Here is a 22,033-nt window from a genome sequence, read left to right on the forward strand (position 1 = left end):
GGTCGGCCATGAACCAAATGTCGCAACCACCCGGCGGCCCCGCCTCGAAGGGACGGTCGGACGCGCTTGATCTGGCGCGACGGGCGGCGAGGCCGGGGCTGCGCGATGTGCTGGCGATGCAGACCGTGCGCACCCTGCTGAAGCTTGGTTTCGCCGGCGCGCTGGCGATACTGGCGGGCAGCATGATCGAACTCGGGACCGTTCCTCCGGTCGCCCTTGCCGCAACCGTCGCAACGCTGCTGCTTTCGTCGGTTGCCGGTTTGCTGGCCGACAGCCGGCAGGCGACGGCGGAAGCCGAAGTCGCCGCAGGCATCCTCGGCGATGTTCGCGGCAATCTCGACGCGCTTTCCGTGCGCGACATCCAGTCGCGCCCGGCCGGCGCGATGATCGCCGGCGTCCAGCGGCATCCCGAAGCGCTCGCCGCGCTCGTCGTCGGCCATCGCGCCGCGGCGACCATGCTGGGCCTCGGTCCGGCCCTGGCCGCCGTCGCGGTTTTTGCCATCTCGTGGCAGGCGGCGCTGGTGCTGCTGGTCGCCAGTCCGATCATGGTCGTCTTCTTCGTGTTCGTCGGCGGCACCATCCATGGGCGGGCAACAGCGCAGGAAATGGCTTTCGGACAGCTTGCCGCGCAGTTTGAGGACCGCGTACGCACGCTGCCGACCATCCTCGCCAGCCACGGCCTCGACCGCGAGCGGGGCAAGCTCGAGGAGCGGATGAGCGCCTACGCCAGCAGCACGATGGGCGTCCTCAAGGTGGCCTTCCTCAACGCCAGCATCATCGACTTCTTCTCATCGCTTTCCATCGCCCTTCTGGCCGTGTTCCTCGGGCTCGGTCACCTCAAGCTGGTACACATTCCGGGATTCTCGGACCTGCTGCTTTGGCAGAGCCTGTTCATCCTGATGCTTGCGCCCGAGTTCTTCGCGCCGTTCAGGCGCTATGCCGAGCAGTACCACGCGAAGGCGGAGGGGGATGCCGCGGCGGTCGCGCTCGACCGGCTGATCGGACCTGGCGCGCCCGGTCCCGAGCCTGTCCTGGCTGGCCTGGAACCGTTGCGGCGCGCCGACTTCCGCCTTCCGAAAAAGGGACTGGTCGCGGTCGTCGGGGCGAGCGGTGCGGGCAAGTCGACGCTGCTGCGACGGCTTGCCGGGATCGAACCATCGGATGTCCCGGTTTCGGAACACGCAAGGGGTGGCGTCGCCTGGATCGGGACTGATGTCCCGGTGTTGTCAGGGACGCTTGCGGACGCGATTTCGTGGAACCGCGCTCCGGCCTGTCCGACCAGGATCCAGCTGGCGGCCGATCGGGTCGGACTGCTCGCCGACGGACTTTTGCCGGGGGGACTGGAAGCCCGTATCGCGTCGGGTGGGGAGAACCTGTCCGGCGGCCAGCGCCTTCGCATCGGCATCGCACGGGCGCTGCTGTCGAAGCGGCCCGTCTTCGCCGACGAGCCGACCGCCAAGCTCGATACCGAGAATGCCGCACGCGTGCGCCAGGCACTGTTGGACTGCGCGCGCGACCAGCTGGTCGTGGTTGCCACCCATGATCGGAACCTGGCCGATCGAGCGGATATGGTGCTCGACCTCGATGAACCACGCATTGCCGCGATGGAGGCCGCATCGTGGGCAGTCATCCCCTGACCGCCCCGTCGATAGGTGGTCGAACCGCGTCGCGGACGGAACTTACCTGGGCGCTGGCGCTGATCCTCGCCCTGACAGCGCTGGTTGCGGGCGTCCTGCTGACCGGCGTTTCGGTATGGTTCCTCGGTGCGGTGGCGCTGGCCGGAGCAGGACCGGCCGCCCTGACCTTCAACTTCCACATGCCTGCTGCGTTCATCCGCATGTTCGCGCTGGCGCGCACGGCTGCCAAGTACGGCGAGCGCATCGTCGGCCACAAGGCTGCCCTGCTCGACCAGGTGGCGCGCCGGGCGGCGTTGTTTTCTGCGGTCGCGATGGCACCGGCGGTGCGCAGCGCCGGCTGGCAGCTCGGCGACCAGGACCGCCTGTCCGATTTCATGGACGATGTCGAGGACGTCGACTATGCCCGGCTGAGGGTTGGGCTGCCCCTCAAGACGCTGTCGGCCGGCTTCGGCCTCCTCGCCCTCGTCACGCTCGTGCTCGCGCCTCTCGCGCTGGCGCCGGTCGCGGCGATCGGCGCGGTGAACGTGATCGTTGCGTGGCGGCTCTTCCCGCGCGCGGCCGCGGACTGGGGGCTTGTGCGGTCGATGCGGCGGGCGGCGGCCAGGCGCCTTGGCGTCACGTTCGCCGCGATCGTGCCGCTGCGGGCCGAGCAGGCATGGACAAGCATGCTCGACGAGGCATTTGCGCGACTGGCGGCCGCCGATGATGCGCGCCTGCGCGCGCGACGCGAGCAGGCTTTGCTCGACTGCACGGCCGGCCTGTTCGGACCGGTGGCCGCGCTCGGGGTGTTCGCAACAGCGTGGTACTCTGGCAGCCGAGGCGAAGCGCTGCTGCCGGCCGCGTTTCTCGCCTTTGCATGGCTCGCCTTGGGTGAATCGGCGCTGGGACTGTCTCGCATCCTTGTGGCCCGTGTTCGGGAAAACGCGGCCAGGACCGGCATCGAAGGCTGGACGGTCGGTGTCGAACGCGCCTCCGAGACGGTGCGCGACTTGATGAAAAGCGTGGGTGAACTGGAGCTTTCCCGGATTCCGCTCTGCGCGCCTGACGGGCGGTTTATCGGCGGCGCCGTCGATCTCGTGGTGCGTGCGGGTCGGCCCGTCCTGCTGGCAGGCCCGAGCGGGTCGGGCAAGACGTCGCTGTTGAAGCAGGTGGCCGGCTGGCTGGAGGCTGACGGGCAAGGCCGGATCCTCGCCGACGGCGCGGCGCTGGACCCGGCAGCGCGGCGACGGATTGCCCATGTCGGCCTGCACGACGCGGCGATTCTCGCCGACACGGTTCGCGAAAACCTGTTCGCGCCGCATGCGTCCGACGCGCAATGCCAGCTGGCCCTCGAGGCCGTCGAACTCGATAGCCGCGTCGCCGAGGCGGGCGGGCTCGACGCCTGGATCACACAGGACGTGCTTTCGCTGGGCGAGGCGCAGCGCCTCAACCTTGCGCGCGCCCTGCTCAGCCGGTTGCCGGTGATCCTGCTCGATGAGCCGACGGAACACCTCGATCCGGAACAGGCACAGCGAATCCTGAGGCGGCTGATCCAGATGCTGGGCGACCGGGTGCTGATGTTCTCGAGCCACGAACGCGCCGCGCCGAAGGTCGGTCGCGATCTGGACGTCGTCCGGCTCGGCGCCGCGTCCTGACCATGTCCAGGACGCGCAGGCCTGCCCAATGTGGCTTGCCTGCGTCTATTCGAACGCCTCGCGACCGGACATCTCCTCGACCACGATGCGGAAGAAGACATGTTCGGCATGCGTCGACACCGGCGGCAGCACCGGCTTGAGTGCGCCCGGCTCCCACCATTGGGAATGTTGGCTCAGCAGCGACCACGCGTGGTCGCGCTCGACCTTGTGTCCGATCCTGTCGGGAAGCTCCTCGTAGCGCCCGTCCACGACGACGCTCTTCCACCCCCGGCCGGTTCCCCGTTCCTCAACAAGGACGCAGACCAGCGGGTTGGCGCGCATCCAGTCGATCTTCTTGCCGGGCAGCGAAAACGCATAGAGGTGGTGGTTGGCGTAGGCGAAGTAGATGGGCACGACATAGGGACGTCCGTCGCGTGCGCATGCCAGGCGGCCGAGGCGCTTCTCCTTGAGGATCGCGGCGCATTCCTGCGCGTTCAGAGTTCGGATGTCCATGACGGTTGGCCTCGGTTTGCGTTCGACTTCCGGCGACGGCTCGACGATCCGGACGGCAGTCCGCGAAGCATTCTCGCAAGAGACGCTGCGCCCTGCCGGGCTAGCCGGCCATCTCCTGCAGCGCCTGCCAGTTCACGACCTCCACGCTGCGAAGATTGGGAAGCCTTATCACACCCTGCCGCTTCAGCCTTGAAAAGACCCGCGATACGGTCTCGATGGTCAGGCCGAGATAGTCGCTGATGTCGGTGCGCGACATGGGCAGGTCGATGAGCTTCAGCCCGCCTTGGCGATCGGCAAGGTCGCCGAGGAAGGCGGCGATCCGTTCGACGGCGTTCTGCCGACCCAGGACGAGCAGATGTTCCTGCGCCCTGACGAGGCTCTTCAGCGCCATCGGCAGGATCCGGCCGGACTGGTCACTATCGTTTGAGGCGGCTATCGGGCGCACGCCGGTGGCGCAGATCGCTTCCGCGAAGAAGTGGTGTACCGTGTCGGCCTCGAATCCGAACATCTCTCCCGCCAGATGAAAGGCGGTGATCTGGCGCCTGCCGTCGGCAAGCAGCCGGTAGACGCGCACCGCCCCGAACTCGACCTGGTAGATGCCGCGGCAGCGCTCGCCCTGACCATAGATTTCGGCCCCCGCGGGGTAGAGCGCCGGTAGCGGAGCGCTTCGAAGCGCGGCGCGCGAACCGTATGGGCCAATCGCGACTGCCGATGTTTCGATGAAGGCCATGTCCGACTCCAAGTCTGCCCGATGGCGCAGCATTCCCGAAACAGGGGGCGAGGCGAAATTGGTTCTTGTCCGTAAGGGAAAATACCTAGTCGCGGGTCAGGCAGCCCCGGATGTCGCCTGCCGTACGGCATCGATCAGCGGCGCGCCGAGGAACGGCTTGGTGACGACCGAAACCCGGCGCAGTTCGGGCACCTCGCGGAATGGGCCGGCGAGGATGAGAACCGGCCTGCCGAAGCGCAGGAACTGCAGCGAAGCAGGGCTCCAGTCCGTTACGGCGGCGTCATCGACGATGGCGCACGCGGCCGCAGCTGCGCTGGGCGAGGCGAAGGCCGGCTCGGTTCCGGCATGAGAATCGACGGCGAACCCGTCGGCTTCGAGCGCAAACTCAAGCGACCGCCGGAACGCCGTGTCTGGAACGACCAAGAGGATCAGATCGGCGGCCAAGAAAGCAACTCCTGTCGGCCCGTCCAAGCTGGACCACGTGCCGATCCAAGGAGCATGTTTCCGCAGGGCGCGCGTTGCGCCAGATCAAACGCCTCAAGCTTCGGAGCGCTTGACGGCGAATGTCATGCGCACGAGTTCCGGCAGGCTCTTCGCCTGCATCTTCGCCATGACGTTGGCGCGGTGGACCTCGACCGTGCGCGGACTGATGTCGAGCTCATAGGCGATGCTCTTGTTGGGCTTGCCGTCCACGACCGCCGACAACACCTGTCGCTCCCGCTCGGACAGCAGTTCCAGCCGCGACTGGACGACCGCGGCGTTGTCCGTATCGCTTTCCGGGCCGCCGATCCGCTCGGCTGCCCGCTTGATGGCGTCGAACAGCACCTCGTCCTCGAAGGGCTTTTCGATGAAGTCGACGGCGCCGGCCTTCATGGCGGCGACCGCCATCGGCACGTCCGCATGGCCGGTGACCACGATGGCCGGCATCATGGCATTGCTGGCACCGAGTTGTCGCAGGAGGTCCACGCCGTTCATGTCGGGCATCCTGAGATCGGTGACGAGGCAGCAACAGCGCAGCCCGGGCGCAACGGCCAGGAAGCTCGTCGCCGATTCATGCACCCGCGCGGTGAACCCCGCCATGGTAAGCAGGAAGGCGAGGGACTTTCGGACGGTTTCCTCGTCGTCGACGATGTGGACGGTGTACTCCCCGATCTTCATGACACCTTCCGTTCAACCCGCCGGAGCGGAACCTGTTTCCATTGCGGGCAGCGTGAACCGGAACGTCGCGCCGCCGTCCGCATTGCGAAGGACCGAGATCTCGCCGCCATGCGCTTCCACTATGCGCCGGGAGATCGACAATCCAATACCCATCCCGCTCGACTTGGTCGTCAGGAACGGCGTGAACAGGCGCGGGGCGATGTCCTCGGGGATGCCCGTGCCCGTGTCTGACACCTCGATGGTCACCATCCCGCCGCTCGGCGCGGAGGTCCGTACGACCAACTCGCGCCGACTGCTTTCACGCATGGCCTCGATCGCGTTTCGCATGAGATTGATCAGAACCTGCTGGATCTGGATCTGGTCCACCACGACGGTCGCCGCGCCCGGCGCAAAATCGAAGATCGACCGCATGCCCTGCTCGCGCGAGCCGACAAGGGCCAGCGCGCCGGCCTCCTCAATCAACCGCCTGACGTCGACCGGCGACTTCTCGGTCTCGCCCCGGGTGACGAACTCGCGCAGGTGGTGGATGATGCCACCGGCCCGAATCGACTGCCTGGCCATCTCCTCGAGCGGTTCCTTCATGCGATTGGCGACCGCATCGTCCACGTTCCGCAACAGCCGGACGCAACCCTGCGCATAATTCGCGATCGCCGCGAGCGGCTGGTTGAGTTCGTGCGCAAGGGTCGACGCCATTTCGCCGAGTTCGCTCAGCCGCGCCAGGCGCGCGAGTTCGCCCTGGATCTCCTGCAGCGTCGCTTCGGACTGTTCGCGCTCCGTCAGGTCGCGGATGAAGCCCGTGAAGAACGTCTTCCCGCCCGACGTCGTCTCGCCCACGGCGAGCTTCATCGGGAAGGTCGATCCGTCCTTCCGGCGTCCCACCACCACGCGCCCGACGCCGATGATGCGCTTCTCGCCGGTGTCGAGATAGCGATGAATGTAGCCATCGTGCTCGCGCTGATATGGCTCGGGCATCAGGATGTGCACGTTTCTGCCGGCCACTTCAGCCTCTTCGTAGCCGAATTGTCGGACGGCGGCGGCGTTGAACGAGACGATCTTTCCGTGCTGGTCGATCACCACCGTTGCGTCGAGGACCGTGTCGAGGATCGATCGCAGATGGGCCTCGCTGGAGGCCAGAGCTGCTTCCAAGGTGTCCCGTGATCGCAGCGTGGCGCGGACAAGCGCGCCGAACAAGGCTGTCGCCAGCGCGATCACCGCGAACATCGCCGCGTGGACCCAGCCGATGTCCACTGTACCTGCGACATAGAGCGCGGCGGAGACCGACAGCATAGCGGCCGCAAGTCCTGGGCCGATCCCTCCGCCGATCGAAACGCCAAGAATGACCGGCAGGAAGAGAAGCAAGGCGCCGTTCGACAGGGCGTCGCGCAAGGCGAGCCCGACGGCCGCGGCGACCACCACCAGGGCGAGCGCGGTCGCGTGGCCCGCCCAGCCTTCGAAACGGCGCGAGCGCGCAACTTGCAGCAAGCGGCCCCGATTTCCCTTCGATGCCGGCATCGACGGTCACCAACCCTCAGTTCGCCCCGGCATGTCCGGACGGCAGGCCGTGCACCGCCGCCTCGACCGGGTGCACCCCGCGAAGATCCACGTATCAACACGCAATGCAGGGGCCAATCAATAGCCGAACGGGGCTGCCGATACGACTGCTGTTTGTCGCGCGATGATTGTGTCGCACCTTGCACGGCCCTGCCGGTTTGAGACATATCAATGCGCGCTGCCGAGGGATCTGCGAAGGCGAGGGTTGACCAGCAAGTCCGTCGTTGCTGCGCATGTCGTAGCGGCGCCCGCCGCCGACCCTTCAGGAGAATACCGTCATGACTCTTCAGCTTTTCGTTCCGCTGGTCACCTATCCCGAGTCGAACGCAGATGCGATCGCCGCAAGTGCCGTTTCGCTGGCCGCTTCGCTGGGAGGCGACCTGCATGCGCTTGCCGTCAACGTCGACATTCCCAACGTTTCGAACGCCATGTCGAGGTTGTTGCTCGACCTGCCCGAAATGGTGCGGCAGGCAGAAGGGACCAGCCGGGGGCGAGGAAAGCACCTGCTCGCCGCGATCTCTGAAAAGGCCGCCGCCGCCGGCGTCAAGGCGACGACGGAGGAACTCGCCACGGCGCCGACGATGCTCGGCGAAAGGGCAGCGGAGCATGCGCGCTACTACGACCTCAGCCTGATCGGCTGGGAAGCCGGCAATACCACTTCGCGCGAAACGGCCGAGGCCGTCATCTTCGGATCGGGGCGCCCTGCTGTCCTGCTGCCTGAACTGGCCGACCTGGCTGCGCTTGACCACGTCGCCATCGCCTGGGACGGCAGCCGCGTTGCCGCGCGCGCGGTCGCCGACGCCCGGATATTCCTTCGAGACGGCACGCGCGTCTCGGTGCTGACGGTTCATGACGAGAAGCCGCTCGAACAGAAGGACGTAGGCGACCGCCTCGCCGCCGCGCTGCGGGGGCGGGGCCTGGACGCCAGCGCGGTTGCGATCAATGCCCAGGACTGCCCGATCGCCGAGACGCTGCAGGAGGCCGCGATCGAGCGGGGCTGCAAGCTGCTCGTGATGGGCGGCTATGGCCATTCGCGCATGCGCGATTTCGTGCTGGGCGGCGCAACGCAGGGCGTTCTCGACAGTCTGCTGTTGCCCGTGCTCCTGTCGCACTGAACTGCGGCTCGCCGCAAGGCGCCTCGCGCCGCCATCATCTCTGAGTTCGAGATCGGCGCCGCCCGGAGGGGTGGCTCCGGCTCCCTTGACTTTCCATCGCGGCCCCCCCACCTTGCCCGCATGTCGAACGAACGCGTCACACGTCTTATCGAACGGGTGTGCCCCATCGCGGGACACTGACCCCCGGCCTGGTCGCGTCGCGCCCCGGTCGCGGGGCATAGGCTGACTTGTCCGCACCGCGGGCACGGCGGCAATTGAAGCGACATCAATCCCGAACTGCATCGATGCCGCACGCGCCGAAGGGCCGGCAAGGCAGAATTACGAGGAGGCCGAATTGGCTCCCGAAACCAAGAAGCACCGCAAGCCACCAATCACCTTGACCCGCTCCGACCACGAGAGCCTTTCGCGGCTGGCCGAGTCCCATGCCGAACGCAATCCGGCCGTGGCCGACCAACTCCTGTCCGAGTTGGATCGGGCTCGCGTCGTCGACGACCGGCGCATTGGCGCGGAATATGTCCGGATGGGCTCCCGGCTGCGGTTCACCACCGATGCTGGAGAGGACCGGAACGTCACGCTGGTCTTCCCCGCCGAAGCTGACATCGCGGAAGGCAAGATCTCGATCCTGACGCCGATCGGCGCCGCCCTGATCGGCCTGTCGGCCGGCCAGTCCATCGACTGGACCGCCCGCGACGGCCGGACCCACCGGCTCACCGTGGAAGGCGTAGAACCCGCGCCCGCGGCCGAGCATGCGGAACTGCGCTCGGCATGAGGATGACGATCACGCCCTGCCGCCTTTCGCTTTTCGGAGGTTGCCTCATCGCAGGATCCTAGCCCCTGCGCCGCGGCGTGCGGCCAGGGGATTCTCCATTCCGTTTCAAACAAACCGCTCCCCCGCGGAGCGATGGAGAACTGCTATGACGGCCAATCCGACTGAAATCTGCATCCTGACCACCAAGGACTTCACCATTCTCGAGGTGATGCGCGACCGCTGCGACGCAGGCAGCCCGCTCGCGCCGATCCTCAAGAAGAAGCTCGAAACCGCACTGGTCGTCTTTCGCGACGACGTGCCCGAAAACGTCGCGACGCTGAGCAGCCGCGTCACGTTCACGGTCGACGGCAGCGAAGCAGACACCCGCATCCTGTCGCACGATGCCATGTCCTCGTCTGTCGGCACGTTCCAGCCGATCTCCACCGCGCGCGGACTGGCCCTCCTAGGCATGGCGGAAGGCGAGGATTTCCATCTGGTCGACCGGAACGGCCGCGAAGAGCGGATCGTCCTTGAGAAGGTGCAGTATCAGCCCGAGTCGGCACGGCGCGCGCGGGAATCAGTGGTCGCGCAGGCCGATGCGGCGCATCGCAAGCCGGCCCTGCGCCTGATCCGCGGAGCCTTCTACGACCAGCCGCCGATTGCGCCGGCCGGGACGAGCGGAGGCGATGATCCCGGACCGTCCGCGGCGTGAACCGCGCCGGCCCGGAGCCTTCATAGTCCGCTTTCAGGGCCGGATATCGGTGGTCCCCGTACAGCAGCTGGCGACATAGCGTCGCCTTGAGACGACACCCCGCATCGCCTAGGTAGACCGCATGTGCATGGAGACGTTTATAAGGATTTCGAGGCTTGCCGGCGAAGGACGCGTTTCTTCCCGGGGCAGGCCCTGCGTCGCCGATCCCCAGTAGTTCCTGCACCGGGTCACTTCCAGAAAAGATCGGCTGATTCAGCGGCGCTGCGGCGCCGACCCGTTGGAGCACGAATTGAGAACTTCCAGACCGAGGAGCCTCTGTCTTTCCTGCAGGCGCTTTCTGCCAAGATCTGCCTCGAGGTGCCCATGGTGCATCGTCTCCGTCGTCGTGCCCTCGACGCCGGAAGGCGATGCCGACGCTGCCGGTCGGCCGGTTGTCGGCCGCGCTTCTTCGCGGGTTGGAATATGAGCATCGCGGCCGACCGGGCCCAGTTCGACGACTGGCATGCCGGGATGTTCACCGAGAACCAGTTGGCTTGCGCGCTCGCCTGCGACGTCGAGGTCGTTCGCACTCTGGCCGCCCTCCTGGCCTCGACATCGGACCGCGATGGCGGGCCGCGGCTTGTCGCGCTTCCCGCGCGCGCCCGCGTCGCCATGGCGGTCGCCCATGCGCTGCATCGTGAGGCCGGGCTGTCGCTGGAAAGTGCCGCAGACGTCGCGGCAAAGTCCGCGAAGGTCTGCGACTCCATCCTGGCGACACTGGACTTCTTTCCACCCTCCGACGGTCGGCCTGCGGTGACCGAGGCGGAACGGGTGGCGCGCGGCGAACGCGATCCGTTCGTGCTGTTCGCGCCGCACGCCGTCGAAGGACTCCCGGTGCCCGCCATCGATGAATATCTCGACGTGATCGATGGCCGACGGATCGTCTGGAGAAGGCCTCAAAAAAGCCACTACCAGCTCGCCTGCGACCTGAACCGCCTTTCCGATGCATCGGCGCGCGAAGAGATTCCGGCGCTGCAGGAGGAGTTTCTCAGCCTGCTGGGCGGCCTGCGCGAGCCGGCGGAACAGGTCGCCGAATGGATCGGCACGCTCGCCGATGACGGCTTCAGGCGGCGTCCGGACCGGTTCACGGACGCCACCCCGTTCCTGCGGCAGGGAATTGAGTTCCGGGCCGACACCTCGTATGTCGCAGACGCCTACCGCACGCGGACCTCGGTAAATGTATCGCTGGCCGCCAGATCGATGAAACGTCGGGCACTCGGCCTTGCCGTCTCCAGCCCGCTCGAGCGCCCCGCCGCTCAACCACAACTCCCCGAAAGACGGAAGTCACGCCCTTGATCCAGACCCCGTACTACCTGATCGACAAGTCCAGGCTGCTGCGCAACCTGGAACGCATCGCCTATCTGCGCGAACGATCCGGAGCCAAGGCTCTGCTCGCCCTCAAGTGCTTCGCGACGTGGTCGGTGTTTGACCTGATGCGCGACTACATGGACGGCACGACGTCCTCGTCCCTGAACGAGGTCAGGCTCGGCCGCACGCGTTTTGGCGGCGAAACGCACGCCTACAGCGTGGCCTGGGCCGACCACGAGATCGATGAAGCCGTGCAGTACGCGGACAAGATCATCTTCAACTCGGTGGGACAGCTCGAGCGCTTCGACGCGTCGTCGTCCGGCATCGCCCGCGGGCTCCGTCTCAATCCCGGCGTCTCCTCGTCGTCCTTCGACCTTGCCGACCCTGCGCGGCCCTTCAGCCGCCTCGGCGAATGGGATCCGGCGCGGGTCATGCCGGTCATCGACCGGATCAGCGGCTTCATGATCCACAACAACTGCGAGAACGCCGATTTCGGACTGTTCGACAGCATGCTCGGCCGTATCGAGGAGCAGTTCGGCGACCTGCTCAGGCGCGTCGACTGGGTGAGCCTCGGCGGCGGCATCCATTTCACGGGCGACGGCTATCCGCTCGACGACCTCTGCGACCGCCTGAAGCGCTTCTCGCAACAGTTCGGCGTGCAGGTCTATCTGGAACCCGGAGAAGCCTCGATCACCCGGTCGACGACGCTCGAGGTCACGGTGCTCGACACCCTCTTCAACGGCAAGCACCTCGCGGTTGTCGACGCGTCCATCGAGGCCCACATGCTGGACCTGCTGATCTATCGCGAGAGCGCGAAGATCCTGCCCAACGAAGGCGATCACGAGATCATGGTCTGCGGAAAGTCCTGTCTGGCGGGCGACGTCTTCGGCACGTTTCGCTTCCGCGAGCCCCTGAAGGTCGGTGACCGGATCTCGGTGGACGACGCCGCCGGCTACACGATGGTCAAGAAGAACTGGTTCAACGGCGTGGCCATGCCGGCCATCGCGATCCGCGAACTCGACGGATCGATCAGGGTCGTTCGCGAGTTCGGCTACGCCGACTACGAGCAGAGCCTTTCATAAACCCCACACAGCAAGCACGGAGCATCCCCACGGAATGAAAAAGAACATCCTCATCATCGGCGCCGGTGGAGTGGCGCAGGTCGTCGCGCACAAATGCGCACAGAACAACGATGTGCTTGGCGACATCCATATCGCCTCGCGCACCCTTGCAAAGTGCGAAGCTATCGTTGCTTCCGTCCACGAAAAGAAGGCCCTGAAGGCCGACGGCAGGATCGAGGCGCATGCGCTCGACGCGATGGATGTGGAGGCGACGACGGCGCTGATCGAAAGGACGGGCGCGCGGATCGTCATCAATGTCGGCTCGGCCTTCCTGAACATGTCGGTCCTTTCGGCATGCCTGGCCACCGGCGCGGCCTATATCGACACCGCGATCCACGAAGACCCGAGGAAGATCTGCGAGACCCCGCCGTGGTACGCCAACTACGAATGGAAGCGCCGCGGCGAATGCGAGCAGGCCGGCGTCACGGCGATCCTCGGGGCCGGTTTCGATCCCGGCATGGTCAACGCCTACGCCAAGCTCGCCCATGACGAGTATTTCGACAGCATCGAATCCGTCGACATCATCGACATCAATGCCGGCAGCCACGGTCGCTATTTCGCGACCAATTTCGATCCCGAGATCAATTTTCGGGAGTTCACCGGGCAGGTCTGGTCGTGGCAGGACGGGAAGTGGGCTTCGAACCGGATGTTCGAGGTAGGCAGGGAATGGGACCTGCCCGTGGTCGGCAAGCAAAAGGCCTACCTGACCGGCCATGACGAAGTGCATTCGCTGTCGCAGATCCTGAAGGTGCCGAACGTGCGCTTCTGGATGGGATTCGGCGACCACTACATCAACGTATTCACGGTCCTGAAGAACCTGGGCCTGTTGTCCGAGCAGCCGGTGAAGACGGCCGAGGGGCTTGAGGTGGTGCCGCTCAAGGTGGTCAAGGCGGTGCTGCCCGACCCGGGCTCGCTGGCGCCCGACTATACCGGGAAGACGTGCATCGGCGACCTCGTCCGCGGCGTCAAGGACGGCAAGGAGCGCGAGGTGTTCATCTACAACGTGGCCGACCACAAGGAGGCGTTCCAGGAGGTCGGCAGCCAGGGCATTTCCTATACGGCCGGCGTGCCGGCGGTCGCCGCCGCGATGCTGGTCGCGTCCGGCGAGTGGGACCTGGGCAAGATGGCCAATGTCGAGGAACTGCCGCCGCGCCCGTTTCTCGCGCTGCTGAACCGCATCGGCCTGCCGACCCGCATCAGGGAAGGCGAGATCGACCGGGAGCTTTCCTTCTCGTGAACCGGGGCGCCCCCGCCGCATCGTCGGGCGGGGGCGCTTCCGTGTCTTGCTCAGCTCGTGAAGAAGCTCTGCGTGCCGTGCGCCTCGATGGCTTCCGCCAGGCGGCCGAGCGCGTGCACGTAAGCGGCTGTGCGCATGGTGACGCCCTTCTCGCCGGCGACGTTCCAGATTGCGCGACCCTCGCGCTCCATGATCGCCTGCAGCCGGTCATGGATTTCCTGCTCGCTCCAGTAGAAGCCCTGGCGGTTCTGCACCCACTCGAAATAGGAGACGGTGACGCCGCCGGCATTGGCCAGGATGTCGGGCAGGACGACCGTGCCCTTGGCGGCTAGGATCTGGTCGGCGGTCGGAGTGACCGGCCCGTTGGCCAGTTCGAGCACAAGCTTCGCGGTCACCGTGTCGGCGTTCTTGCCATGGATCATGTTCTCGAGCGCCGAGGGCACCAGAAGGTCGCACTCGACGCCGATGAGCGCGTCGCCCGCAAGCGCCTCGTGGCCGCCCTGGCCGACGGTCGATACCACCGAGCGGCCCTGCGCCTTGGCTTCCGTCAGCAGGTCGACATGCAGTCCGGCCGCGGAGTACACGGCGCCTTCGGTGTCGGAAACCGCGACGATCTTGTGCCCGTCGGCCGCGAGAAGGCGCGCGATATGCTGGCCGGCGTTGCCGAAGCCCTGCACTGCGACGCGCAGCGTCTGGTCGAGGCCGAGGTCCTTCGCCAGGTGCCTGACCAGATAGTATCCGCCGCGGGCGGTGGCGTCGCCGCGCCCCAGTGAGCCGCCGAGCGCGATCGGCTTGCCGGTGATCACCGCGGGTTCCGCCTGGCCGACGATCTGGGCGTACTCGTCGGCCATCCAGCCCATGATCATGGAGTTCGTGTAGACGTCCGGCGCGGGGATGTCGCGATCCGGGCCGATGATGCGGGCGAAGGCCTGGATGTAGGCGCGCGAAAGGCGCTCCAGTTCAGCCTTGGACAGCTGACGGGGGTCGACCTCGACCGCGCCCTTGCCGCCGCCATAGGGCAGGTTCATCACCGCGCACTTGAACGTCATCCAGAAGGCGAGCGTCTCGACCTCGTCGATGTTGGCCTCCGGGTGGAAGCGAATGCCGCCCTTCGTCGGGCCGCGCGTGTCGTCGTAGCGGCAGCGCCATGCCAGGAAGGATTTCCGCGATCCGTCGTCCATGCGGATCATCAGGCGTACCTTCGTGGTCTCGCGCGCGTATTTCAGCTTCTCGATCACATCTGCGTCGATGTTGAGATGGGCTGCCGCATCGTCCAGCCGGACAAGGGCGTCTTCAAGCAGTGTGTGATCGGACATTGTGTCTCCTGGTTGAGTGGTTGGTGAGTGGATCGCCCCTGCGATCGCAGGGGCGTCGTTCAGCGCCGGGCGTTCAGTTTTGATATCTCCCGATGCCCAGTTGCCTGACGTCGATGTCCGGCTTGGCGCCGGAAACGATGTCGGCCAGCACGCGGCCCGAGCCGCAGGCCATGGTCCAGCCGAGCGTGCCGTGCCCGGTGTTGACGTAGAGGCCGCCGATCGGGGTCGCGCCGATGATCGGCGGCCCGTCCGGTGTCATCGGCCGCAAGCCGCTCCAGAAGGTCGCGCCCTCGACACGTCCGCCGCCGCCGAAAAGGTCGGTCACGGAGTGTTCGAGCGCTGCTCGGCGCGATGGCCGCAGCGACAGGTCGTAGCCGGCGATTTCGGCGGTGCCGCCGACTCGGATCCGGTCGCCAAGGCGGGTGATCGCGATCTTGTAGGTCTCGTCCATCACGGTCGAGACCGGGGCGCGGGACTCGTCGACGATCGGCAGCGTCAGCGAATAGCCCTTCACCGGGTAGACCGGTATGCGGATGCTGAGCGGCTTCAGAAGGCGCGGCGAGTGGCTGCCCAGCGCCACGATCACCGCGTCGGCCTCGATCGTGCCGCCGTCGGTGCGCACGCCTTGCGCGCGCCGTCCGTCGTGGACGATGTCCCGGATCGTCACACCATAGCGGAATTCGACCGTTCCGGACGCCAGCGCCGCCAGCTTCGTCGTGAAGGCGTGGCAATCGCCGGTTTCGTCGTCCGGCAGTCTCAGGCCGCCCACGAACTTGCCGGCGACGTTTGCGAGGGCGGGTTCGGCGCGAACGCACCCGGCGCGGTCGAGCACCTCGTACGGCACTCCGTACCGCTCGAGGACGTCGACGTCGCCGCCGATGCCGTCGAGCTGCTTCTGCTTGCGGAACAACTGCAGGGTGCCGAGGCTGCGTTCGTCGTAGGCGATGCCAGTCGCCTCGCGCAGTTCGCGCAGGCAATCGCGGCTATACTCGGCGATCGGGACCATGCGCGACTTGTTGATCGCATAGCGCGACGACGTGCAGTTGCCGAGCATGCTGAGCACCCACGACCACATCGCCGGGTCGAGAGCCGGGCGCAGCGCCAGCGGCCCGTGCTTCATGAGCAGCCACCTGATCGCTTTCACGGGCACGCCGGGTCCCGCCCAAGGCGAGGCGTAGCCGGGCGAAATCTCGCCTGCGTTGGCGAAGCTGGTTTCCAGCGATGGGCCGGACTGACGGTCGAGAACCGTCACGTCGTGGCCGGCCTTGGCGAGATACCACGCGGAGGTGACGCCGATCACGCCGGCGCCGAGAACGAGGACCTTCATGTGCCCTTCCTCCGGATCGCTGCATCCCAGGCCGGGGCGTGGTCCCTGTCCTCGCGGGCCGTCTGCAGGCTGACGACGTCGGCAGACGCGTTGCCCGTCCGCGCGGCCGGGCGCCGGCCCAGGCGCGCGGCCTGCGGCTGGTACGGCACGTTGCGAACGGTGACCGTCCTTGTCCGGCCGTTCTCGTCGAACGCGAACGACTGTCCGGCGCGCAGGCCGAGCATGGCCATGCCGCGCGCCGTGGTGATCAGCAGGGTCAGGCCGACCAGTCCGTTGCGGAATCCGTTGCGGACGAGGATGCGCGTCTGAGGCGCCTCATCGTCGATCTGGAATTCGACGCGGCTGCTGATGGTGACCAGCAGCGGGTCGATGTCGCTGTCGGCGGCCGGCGTGGCGTGGCGCAGCTTTCTGAGGATCAGGCGCTCTAGGGCGCTTCCGGGAGGGGTCTCTTTCAGGATCGCCTGGCAGGCGTGGTAGTCGGCGGCAGCCATCGGGCTGCCCAGGATCAGTACCGTCATCATGCATCTCCACCGGGTCAGCGGTGGCGGACCCGGAAATCAGAACCGAATGTGAGCTTGGTTTGGATTTCCGGCCCCCGGTCGACGGCCTTGCGGCCGCGCCAGGGCTAGATGCATGCGATGAGGCTGCCCGCGTGGTTCATGAACCGAACGCGACTCCTCTGAACGACGTGAAATGCGGGGGATGAATGCAAGATGTTGGCCTGAAATGTGTCAGGCGGCACAATAGCGTTCCCTGCGCGACATGCAAGACAGCCGCCGGGTCTCCGGTGTCGCGCTTGCGCCTCGCTCCGATGTTCAGCATGGTCGTCTGGCGCGGCAGGCGGATGCTTGCCGCCGAGGCGCCGGAGGAGAATGCGCGACATGACCGAGGCGGTCGTCGATGAAGGCCGGTACGACTATGTGATCGTGGGTGCGGGCACTGCCGGGTGCGTGCTCGCCAACCGCCTGACCGCGGACGGATCGAAGCGTGTTCTGCTGCTCGAAGCCGGCGGCAGCGACAACTACCACTGGGTCCACATCCCGGTCGGCTATCTCTATTGCATCGGCAATCCGCGCACCGACTGGATGATGAAGACCGCTGTCGAACCAGGTCTCAACGGTCGCTCGCTCATCTACCCGCGCGGCCGGATCCTGGGGGGATGCAGTTCCGTCAACGGAATGATCTACATGCGCGGCCAGGCCGCCGACTACGACGGCTGGCGGCAGATGGGCAATGTCGGCTGGGCCTGGGACGACGTGCTGCCCTACTTCATCAGGTCGGAGGACCACCACGCCGGGAAGGGGCCGCTGCACGGCGCCGGCGGCGAATGGAAGGTCGCGAGGCAGCGACTTTCCTGGGACATCCTCGAGGCGGTCCAGGACGGCGCCGCCGAATTCGGCGTCATGCCGCGCGAGGACTTCAACGACGGCAACAACGAAGGGTCGGGCTTCTTCGAGGTCAACCAGAGCGGCGGGGTGCGCTGGAATGCGGCGAAGGCGTTCCTGCGCCCGGCGCTCGGCCGGCCGAACCTCCGTCTCGTCACGCAGGCGATGACCGAGTGCCTGGTTCTCGACGGAAAGCGGGTCGCGGGTGTGCGCTACCGGCAGGCCGGCGCGCTTCGCGAGGCACGCGCGGACGGCGAAGTCCTGCTCGCCGCCGGTTCGATCAACTCGCCGAAAATCCTCGAGCATTCCGGCATCGGCCGGCCCGATGTGCTGCGGGACCTCGGCATCGAGGTCCTGCACGAAAGCACCGGTGTCGGCGAGAACCTGCAGGATCACCTGCAGATACGCACGGTCTTCAAGGTCACCGGCGCCACGACGCTGAACACGATCGCCAACAGCGCGTTCGGCAAGGCGAGGATCGCTCTGCAGTACGCCTTTGCGCGATCCGGGCCGATGTCGATGGCACCGAGCCAGTTCGGCATGTTCACAAAGTCCGATCCGGCCCTGGAGACGCCCGATCTGGAATATCACGTCCAGCCGCTTTCGACGGACAGGCTGGGCGCCGGCCTGCACCCCTATCCTGCGATCACGGTGTCGGTGTGCAACCTCAGGCCCGAAAGTTCGGGCAGCGTACATGTTCGTTCCCGAAGCCCGGACGAGCAGCCCGAGATCAGGCTCAATTACCTCTCGGCCCCGCGCGACCGGGATGTTGCGGTCACGGCGGTCCGCCAGGCGCGTCGCATCATGACGGCGAAGGCGCTGGAGCGTTACCGGCCGGAGGAGATCCTGCCCGGACCGATCCACGAGACGGACGAGGCGCTGCTCGAGCGGATCGGCGATATTGCAACGACGATCTTCCATCCGGTGGGGACCTGCCGGATGGGCGCCGACGACGCCTCGGTCGTCGCGCCGGACCTGCGCGTGCGCGGGCTTGGCGGGTTGCGCGTCATCGACGCGTCGATCATGCCGAGGATCGTCTCCGGCAACACGGCCTCTCCGGTCGTGATGATCGCCGAAAAGGCGGCCGACATGATCCGCAACGCCGCCTGACCCGCCGCTGTGATTGGCGAGCCGCCAGCCGTCGTCCGGTCTTCTCGCTACCCGATGTCGAAGGAGACGCCCTGTGCGAGCGGCAGCGCCTTCGAATAGTTCACCGTGTTGGTGGCGCGGCGCATGTAGGCCTTCCAGGCGTCCGAACCGCTCTCGCGGCCGCCGCCGGTCTCCTTCTCGCCGCCGAAAGCTCCGCCGATTTCCGCGCCCGAGGTACCGATGTTGACGTTGGCGATGCCGCAGTCCGACCCTTCCGCGGAGAGAAACCGTTCCGCCTCGCGCATGTCGAGCGTGAAGATCGACGAGGAAAGCCCGGCGGAAACCGCATTGTGCTGCTCCAGCGCCTCGTCGAGGCTGCCGTAGCGCATCACGTAGAGGATCGGTGCGAAGGTCTCTTCCAGCACGGGTCCGGTCTGGACCGGCATCTCCACGAGCGCCGGTCGCACATAGTACGCCGTGTCGGCGCCGGCGTCCGCAACGCGGTCGCCGCCGGTGATGGTGCCGCCGGCGGCCTTCGCCGCTCCGAGCGCCTTCTGCATGCCATCGAACGCCGCCTTGTCGACCAGCGGCCCGACCAGCGCGCCGGTCTCCAGCGGATTGCCGATGGAAACGCTGGCATAGGCCTTCTTCAGGCGGGGGACGAGGTCGTCATAGACACTCTCGTGCACGAACAGGCGGCGCAGCGTCGTGCAGCGCTGTCCCGCCGTGCCCATCGCGCCGAATGCGATCGCCCTGAGCGCCATGTCGAGATCGGCCGAGGGGCAGACGATGCCTGCATTGTTGCCGCCGAGCTCGAGGATGGAGCGTGCGAAACGCTTGGCGAGGCGCGGGCCGACCTCACGGCCCATGCGGGTCGAGCCGGTGGCCGACACCAGTGCCACCCTCGGGTGGTCGACCATCGCCTCGCCGACATGGCGGTCGCCGATGAGCACCTGGGAGAGGGCCTTGGGGGCGTCGCCGAAGCGGGCGAGCGCGCGGTCCAGTATGGCCTGGCAGGCCAGCGCCGTGAGCGGCGTCTTCTCGGAAGGCTTCCAGACGACGGCGTTGCCGCAGACAAGCGCGAGCGCGGCGTTCCACGACCAGACCGCGACCGGGAAGTTGAAGGCGGAAATGATGCCGACGACGCCGAGCGGATGCCAGGTTTCCATCATGCGGTGGCCGGGGCGTTCGGTCGCGATGGTCAGGCCGTAGAGCTGGCGCGATAGCCCGACCGCGAAATCGCAGATGTCGATCATCTCCTGCACCTCGCCGAGGCCCTCGGATTCGATCTTGCCGGCCTCGATGGAGACAAGCCGGCCGAGGTCCGCCTTCGAGGCGCGCAGTTCCTCGCCGAGCAGCCGCACCAGTTCGCCGCGCCTCGGGGCAGGCACGTTCCGCCACTGGCCGAACGCGTCGTGGGCCGCATCGATGATCTTGCCGACCTCGGCGGCTTGCGTCGTTTTCAGCCTGGCGATTTCTTCGCCGGATACCGGGCTGAAGGAAGCCATGTCGCCGCCGGTCCAGGCGCTGCGCGCGACACCCAGCGCATCGAGGATGCGCGCCGCTTCCACCTTCACATCGACTTTCTTGGTCATGGTCAGATCTCCTCAGAACTAGGGCGCGCCGGGCGTTCCGGCCGGCGCGCGACGGCGGCAAGCCGCCGGCCAAGCGCTCAACCGCGCATCGCGCGGCCGATTTCTTCCACCAGCATCGAAGCCGAGACGGCGCCGGGATCGGGATGCCCGACCGACCGGTCGCCGAGGCGGGCGGCGCGGCCGAGCGTCGCGACCATGGCGCGCGTCGATTCGGCACCGGCCCTGGCGGCTTTTGCGATAGCGTCCGGTCCGGCGCCGGAGGCGGCGGCTTCCGCCGCCGGCGCCCAGGCGTCGAGCATCGTCTTCTGGCCCGGTTCGGCCTTGCCGCGCTGCACGATCCCGTCGCGGATCGCCACGATGAGCTGGCGCAGTTCGTCGCGCGGCATCGACTGACGCGGCCCTGCCGCCTTGCCGGCGCGCAACAGGCCCGTCGCGTAGAGCGGCCCCGAGGATGCACCGACCGCGTTCAGGAAGGCCTTGGCAGCTGCATTGATGACGTCCTGCAGCGTCCCGTCGGCGGCTTCGGCGGCTTTTGCGGCAGCGCTCATGCCCTGTTCCATCGCGATGCCGTGGTCGGCGTCGCCGATCACCCCGTCGAGCGCGCAGAGTGCGTCGCGTTCTGCCTGCATCCGCGCGGCGAGGGCGGCAAACAGCGCCTTGAGGTCGTCGGTCGTGAAATCCATGGCGTTCACCCCTGCCGGAACATCGCGCAGTCGCACGGATGGTCGAGCATCCGCTGCAGTTCGTCGTCGAGATGCATGACGGTGATCGATGCGCCCGCCATCTCGAGCGATGTGCAATAGGGCCCGACCAGCGTCTTGTGCACGACGAGCCCTGCATCGGCCAGCCGCTGCGCGATGCGGGCGTTGAGGATGTAGAGTTCCATCAGGGGGGTGGACCCCAGCGAATTGACCAGCACGGCCACGCGCGAGCCGGCCGGCGCGGCCATCTCGGCCAGGATCGCGTCCATCAGTTCGTCTGCGACCTCGTCGGCGGGGCGCAGCGGCCCGCGCCGCACCCCCGGCTCGCCATGGATGCCCATGCCGATCTCCATCTCGCCGGCGGGCAGGTCGAAGCTCGGGCGGCGCGTCTGCGGCAGCGAGCAGGAGGACAGCGCAACGCCCATGGTGAAGGTGCGGTCGTTGGCGTGCCTTGCGATACGCTCGACCTCGTCGAGCGGCATCATCATGTCGGCGGCGGCGCCGGCGGCCTTGAAGATGAAGACGTTGCCGGCGACGCCGCGGCGCTTCTCGCGCTGGTCGCGCGGCGCCGAAGCGATGTCGTCCGTCGACAGCACGGTCTTCGCCTCGACCCCTTCCATCTCGAGGAGTTCCGAGGCCATGTCGAAATTCATCACGTCGCCGGCATAGTTGCCGTAGAGGAACAGGACGCCGGCGCCGCCATTGGCGGCCAGCGCTGCGTCGACGGCCGGCTGCGGGGGAGGCGAGGCGAACACGTTGCCGATCGCCGCGGCATCGGCCAATCCCTTGCCGACGAAGCCCAGGAATGTCGGTTCGTGCCCCGAGCCGCCGCCTACAACCAACGCGACCTTGCCTGGACGCGGGCCACGCTTGGCGACTACCGCGCGCGGCGCATTCTCTGGTCGCCACAGGTGGTCCGGATGCGCAGCAATGATGCCCGTCAACATCTCGTCGACAGCGGCGTTGCCGTCATTGATCAACTTCTGCGCAAGGTTCACACGTTCCTCCCTGGGTTACTCGCGGTCGGCAACCTATAGTCGGCTGCGCCGCGTGGGCAAGCGCTTTGCCGGCCCACGCACAGGGCTGTCGCGCCAGGCGGCGGCGGAAACCACCCGCGCGCCTGTTCGAAAGGTCGGAA

At 67.0% G+C, this 22,033-nt stretch carries 20 protein-coding genes; 9 read left to right on the forward strand and 11 right to left on the reverse strand.

What is annotated here, in order from left to right; genetic code table 11:
• The first annotated feature begins 8 nt into the window (after positions 1-8).
• Positions 9-1,637: an ATP-binding cassette domain-containing protein gene (locus ABUE31_RS01905; protein WP_367721788.1), complete on the forward strand. Its 1,629-nt coding sequence runs from the start codon at positions 9-11 to the stop codon at positions 1,635-1,637.
• Between the two features lie 131 nt (positions 1,638-1,768).
• Entirely contained in the window at positions 1,769-3,271 is a 1,503-nt protein-coding gene (locus ABUE31_RS01910) for an ATP-binding cassette domain-containing protein (protein ID WP_367721790.1), read from the forward strand.
• 45 nt (positions 3,272-3,316) lie between these two features.
• Here the strand turns inward: ABUE31_RS01910 and ABUE31_RS01915 are convergent, their stop codons facing one another.
• From ABUE31_RS01915 to ABUE31_RS01935, 5 genes are all read right to left on the reverse strand, one after another.
• The gene (locus tag ABUE31_RS01915) at positions 3,317-3,763 is read right to left on the reverse strand and encodes a pyridoxamine 5'-phosphate oxidase family protein (RefSeq protein ID WP_367721791.1); all 447 of its coding nucleotides are present in this window, start codon (positions 3,761-3,763) and stop codon (positions 3,317-3,319) included.
• A 100-nt stretch (positions 3,764-3,863) separates the two neighbouring features.
• Entirely contained in the window at positions 3,864-4,493 is a 630-nt protein-coding gene (locus tag ABUE31_RS01920) for a helix-turn-helix domain-containing protein (RefSeq protein ID WP_367721793.1), read from the reverse strand.
• Positions 4,494-4,589: 96 nt separating this feature from the next.
• Positions 4,590-4,937, reverse strand: a complete 348-nt coding sequence (locus ABUE31_RS01925; protein ID WP_367721794.1) for a hypothetical protein — start codon at positions 4,935-4,937, stop codon at positions 4,590-4,592.
• A gap of 93 nt (positions 4,938-5,030) precedes the next feature.
• On the reverse strand, positions 5,031-5,645 hold the full coding sequence (fixJ, locus tag ABUE31_RS01930) for a response regulator FixJ (RefSeq protein ID WP_367722502.1): 615 nt from the start codon (positions 5,643-5,645) through the stop codon (positions 5,031-5,033).
• 18 nt (positions 5,646-5,663) lie between these two features.
• The gene (locus tag ABUE31_RS01935) at positions 5,664-7,163 is read right to left on the reverse strand and encodes a PAS domain S-box protein (protein ID WP_367721796.1); all 1,500 of its coding nucleotides are present in this window, start codon (positions 7,161-7,163) and stop codon (positions 5,664-5,666) included.
• A gap of 317 nt (positions 7,164-7,480) precedes the next feature.
• Between ABUE31_RS01935 and ABUE31_RS01940 the strand changes: the two genes are divergently transcribed.
• The 6 genes from ABUE31_RS01940 (at position 7,481) to ABUE31_RS01965 (ending at position 13,482) form a co-directional block, all read left to right on the forward strand.
• Positions 7,481-8,317, forward strand: coding sequence for a universal stress protein (locus tag ABUE31_RS01940; protein WP_367721797.1), 837 nt, complete (start codon positions 7,481-7,483; stop codon positions 8,315-8,317).
• A 334-nt stretch (positions 8,318-8,651) separates the two neighbouring features.
• On the forward strand, positions 8,652-9,086 hold the full coding sequence (rnk, locus tag ABUE31_RS01945) for a nucleoside diphosphate kinase regulator (RefSeq protein ID WP_367721798.1): 435 nt from the start codon (positions 8,652-8,654) through the stop codon (positions 9,084-9,086).
• Positions 9,087-9,231: 145 nt separating this feature from the next.
• Positions 9,232-9,777 carry a GreA/GreB family elongation factor gene (locus tag ABUE31_RS01950; RefSeq protein ID WP_367721799.1) on the forward strand — a complete coding sequence of 182 codons (546 nt, stop codon included), beginning with the start codon at positions 9,232-9,234 and terminating at the stop codon, positions 9,775-9,777.
• A 462-nt stretch (positions 9,778-10,239) separates the two neighbouring features.
• Positions 10,240-11,112, forward strand: a complete 873-nt coding sequence (locus tag ABUE31_RS01955) for a hypothetical protein (RefSeq protein ID WP_367721800.1) — start codon at positions 10,240-10,242, stop codon at positions 11,110-11,112.
• Positions 11,109-12,206, forward strand: coding sequence for a carboxynorspermidine decarboxylase (locus ABUE31_RS01960; RefSeq protein WP_367721802.1), 1,098 nt, complete (start codon positions 11,109-11,111; stop codon positions 12,204-12,206). The genes ABUE31_RS01955 and ABUE31_RS01960 overlap by 4 nt, the downstream gene beginning before the upstream one ends.
• Before the next feature lie 34 nt (positions 12,207-12,240).
• Positions 12,241-13,482 carry a saccharopine dehydrogenase family protein gene (locus ABUE31_RS01965; protein ID WP_367721803.1) on the forward strand — a complete coding sequence of 414 codons (1,242 nt, stop codon included), beginning with the start codon at positions 12,241-12,243 and terminating at the stop codon, positions 13,480-13,482.
• A 50-nt stretch (positions 13,483-13,532) separates the two neighbouring features.
• On the opposite strand, the gene ABUE31_RS01970 is transcribed toward ABUE31_RS01965, so the two are convergent.
• The 3 genes from ABUE31_RS01970 to ABUE31_RS01980 form a co-directional block, all read right to left on the reverse strand.
• Positions 13,533-14,798 carry a Glu/Leu/Phe/Val family dehydrogenase gene (locus ABUE31_RS01970; RefSeq protein ID WP_367721804.1) on the reverse strand — a complete coding sequence of 422 codons (1,266 nt, stop codon included), beginning with the start codon at positions 14,796-14,798 and terminating at the stop codon, positions 13,533-13,535.
• A gap of 73 nt (positions 14,799-14,871) precedes the next feature.
• Positions 14,872-16,125: a D-amino acid dehydrogenase gene (locus ABUE31_RS01975; protein ID WP_367721807.1), complete on the reverse strand. Its 1,254-nt coding sequence runs from the start codon at positions 16,123-16,125 to the stop codon at positions 14,872-14,874.
• Positions 16,122-16,643 (reverse strand): GreA/GreB family elongation factor, encoded by a 522-nt coding sequence (locus ABUE31_RS01980; protein ID WP_367721808.1) that lies wholly within the window; start codon positions 16,641-16,643, stop codon positions 16,122-16,124. The genes ABUE31_RS01975 and ABUE31_RS01980 overlap by 4 nt, the downstream gene beginning before the upstream one ends.
• 363 nt (positions 16,644-17,006) lie before the next feature.
• Between ABUE31_RS01980 and ABUE31_RS01985 the strand changes: the two genes are divergently transcribed.
• A complete protein-coding gene (locus ABUE31_RS01985) occupies positions 17,007-18,620 on the forward strand; it encodes a GMC family oxidoreductase (protein ID WP_367721810.1) in 1,614 nt (537 codons plus the stop codon).
• Between the two features lie 47 nt (positions 18,621-18,667).
• Here the strand turns inward: ABUE31_RS01985 and amaB are convergent, their stop codons facing one another.
• The 3 genes from amaB to ABUE31_RS02000 form a co-directional block, all read right to left on the reverse strand.
• Positions 18,668-20,194: an L-piperidine-6-carboxylate dehydrogenase gene (gene amaB, locus ABUE31_RS01990; protein ID WP_367721811.1), complete on the reverse strand. Its 1,527-nt coding sequence runs from the start codon at positions 20,192-20,194 to the stop codon at positions 18,668-18,670.
• A 77-nt stretch (positions 20,195-20,271) separates the two neighbouring features.
• Positions 20,272-20,877 (reverse strand): dihydroxyacetone kinase subunit DhaL, encoded by a 606-nt coding sequence (dhaL, locus tag ABUE31_RS01995; protein WP_367721812.1) that lies wholly within the window; start codon positions 20,875-20,877, stop codon positions 20,272-20,274.
• 5 nt (positions 20,878-20,882) lie between these two features.
• Positions 20,883-21,842: a dihydroxyacetone kinase subunit DhaK gene (locus ABUE31_RS02000; protein ID WP_367722503.1), complete on the reverse strand. Its 960-nt coding sequence runs from the start codon at positions 21,840-21,842 to the stop codon at positions 20,883-20,885.
• Positions 21,843-22,033 lie beyond the last annotated feature (191 nt).

This window comes from Mesorhizobium marinum (assembly GCF_040813675.1).
Lineage (GTDB): Bacteria > Pseudomonadota > Alphaproteobacteria > Rhizobiales > Rhizobiaceae > Mesorhizobium_K > Mesorhizobium_K marinum.

What these genes read in the sequence shown, in the direction of transcription:
- ABUE31_RS01905 (WP_367721788.1), top strand. Translation starts at nt 9, where the DNA reads ATGAACCAAATGTCGCAACCACCCGGCGGCCCCGCCTCGAAGGGACGG.
- ABUE31_RS01980 (WP_367721808.1), bottom strand. Translation starts at nt 16,643, where the DNA reads ATGACGGTACTGATCCTGGGCAGCCCGATGGCTGCCGCCGACTACCAC.
- ABUE31_RS01975 (WP_367721807.1), bottom strand. Translation starts at nt 16,125, where the DNA reads ATGAAGGTCCTCGTTCTCGGCGCCGGCGTGATCGGCGTCACCTCCGCG.
- ABUE31_RS01985 (WP_367721810.1), top strand. Translation starts at nt 17,007, where the DNA reads ATGACCGAGGCGGTCGTCGATGAAGGCCGGTACGACTATGTGATCGTG.
- ABUE31_RS01970 (WP_367721804.1), bottom strand. Translation starts at nt 14,798, where the DNA reads ATGTCCGATCACACACTGCTTGAAGACGCCCTTGTCCGGCTGGACGAT.
- ABUE31_RS01935 (WP_367721796.1), bottom strand. Translation starts at nt 7,163, where the DNA reads ATGCCGGCATCGAAGGGAAATCGGGGCCGCTTGCTGCAAGTTGCGCGC.
- ABUE31_RS01950 (WP_367721799.1), top strand. Translation starts at nt 9,232, where the DNA reads ATGACGGCCAATCCGACTGAAATCTGCATCCTGACCACCAAGGACTTC.
- ABUE31_RS01920 (WP_367721793.1), bottom strand. Translation starts at nt 4,493, where the DNA reads ATGGCCTTCATCGAAACATCGGCAGTCGCGATTGGCCCATACGGTTCG.
- ABUE31_RS02000 (WP_367722503.1), bottom strand. Translation starts at nt 21,842, where the DNA reads ATGTTGACGGGCATCATTGCTGCGCATCCGGACCACCTGTGGCGACCA.
- ABUE31_RS01915 (WP_367721791.1), bottom strand. Translation starts at nt 3,763, where the DNA reads ATGGACATCCGAACTCTGAACGCGCAGGAATGCGCCGCGATCCTCAAG.
- amaB (WP_367721811.1), bottom strand. Translation starts at nt 20,194, where the DNA reads ATGACCAAGAAAGTCGATGTGAAGGTGGAAGCGGCGCGCATCCTCGAT.
- dhaL (WP_367721812.1), bottom strand. Translation starts at nt 20,877, where the DNA reads ATGGATTTCACGACCGACGACCTCAAGGCGCTGTTTGCCGCCCTCGCC.
- ABUE31_RS01955 (WP_367721800.1), top strand. Translation starts at nt 10,240, where the DNA reads ATGAGCATCGCGGCCGACCGGGCCCAGTTCGACGACTGGCATGCCGGG.
- ABUE31_RS01940 (WP_367721797.1), top strand. Translation starts at nt 7,481, where the DNA reads ATGACTCTTCAGCTTTTCGTTCCGCTGGTCACCTATCCCGAGTCGAAC.
- ABUE31_RS01965 (WP_367721803.1), top strand. Translation starts at nt 12,241, where the DNA reads ATGAAAAAGAACATCCTCATCATCGGCGCCGGTGGAGTGGCGCAGGTC.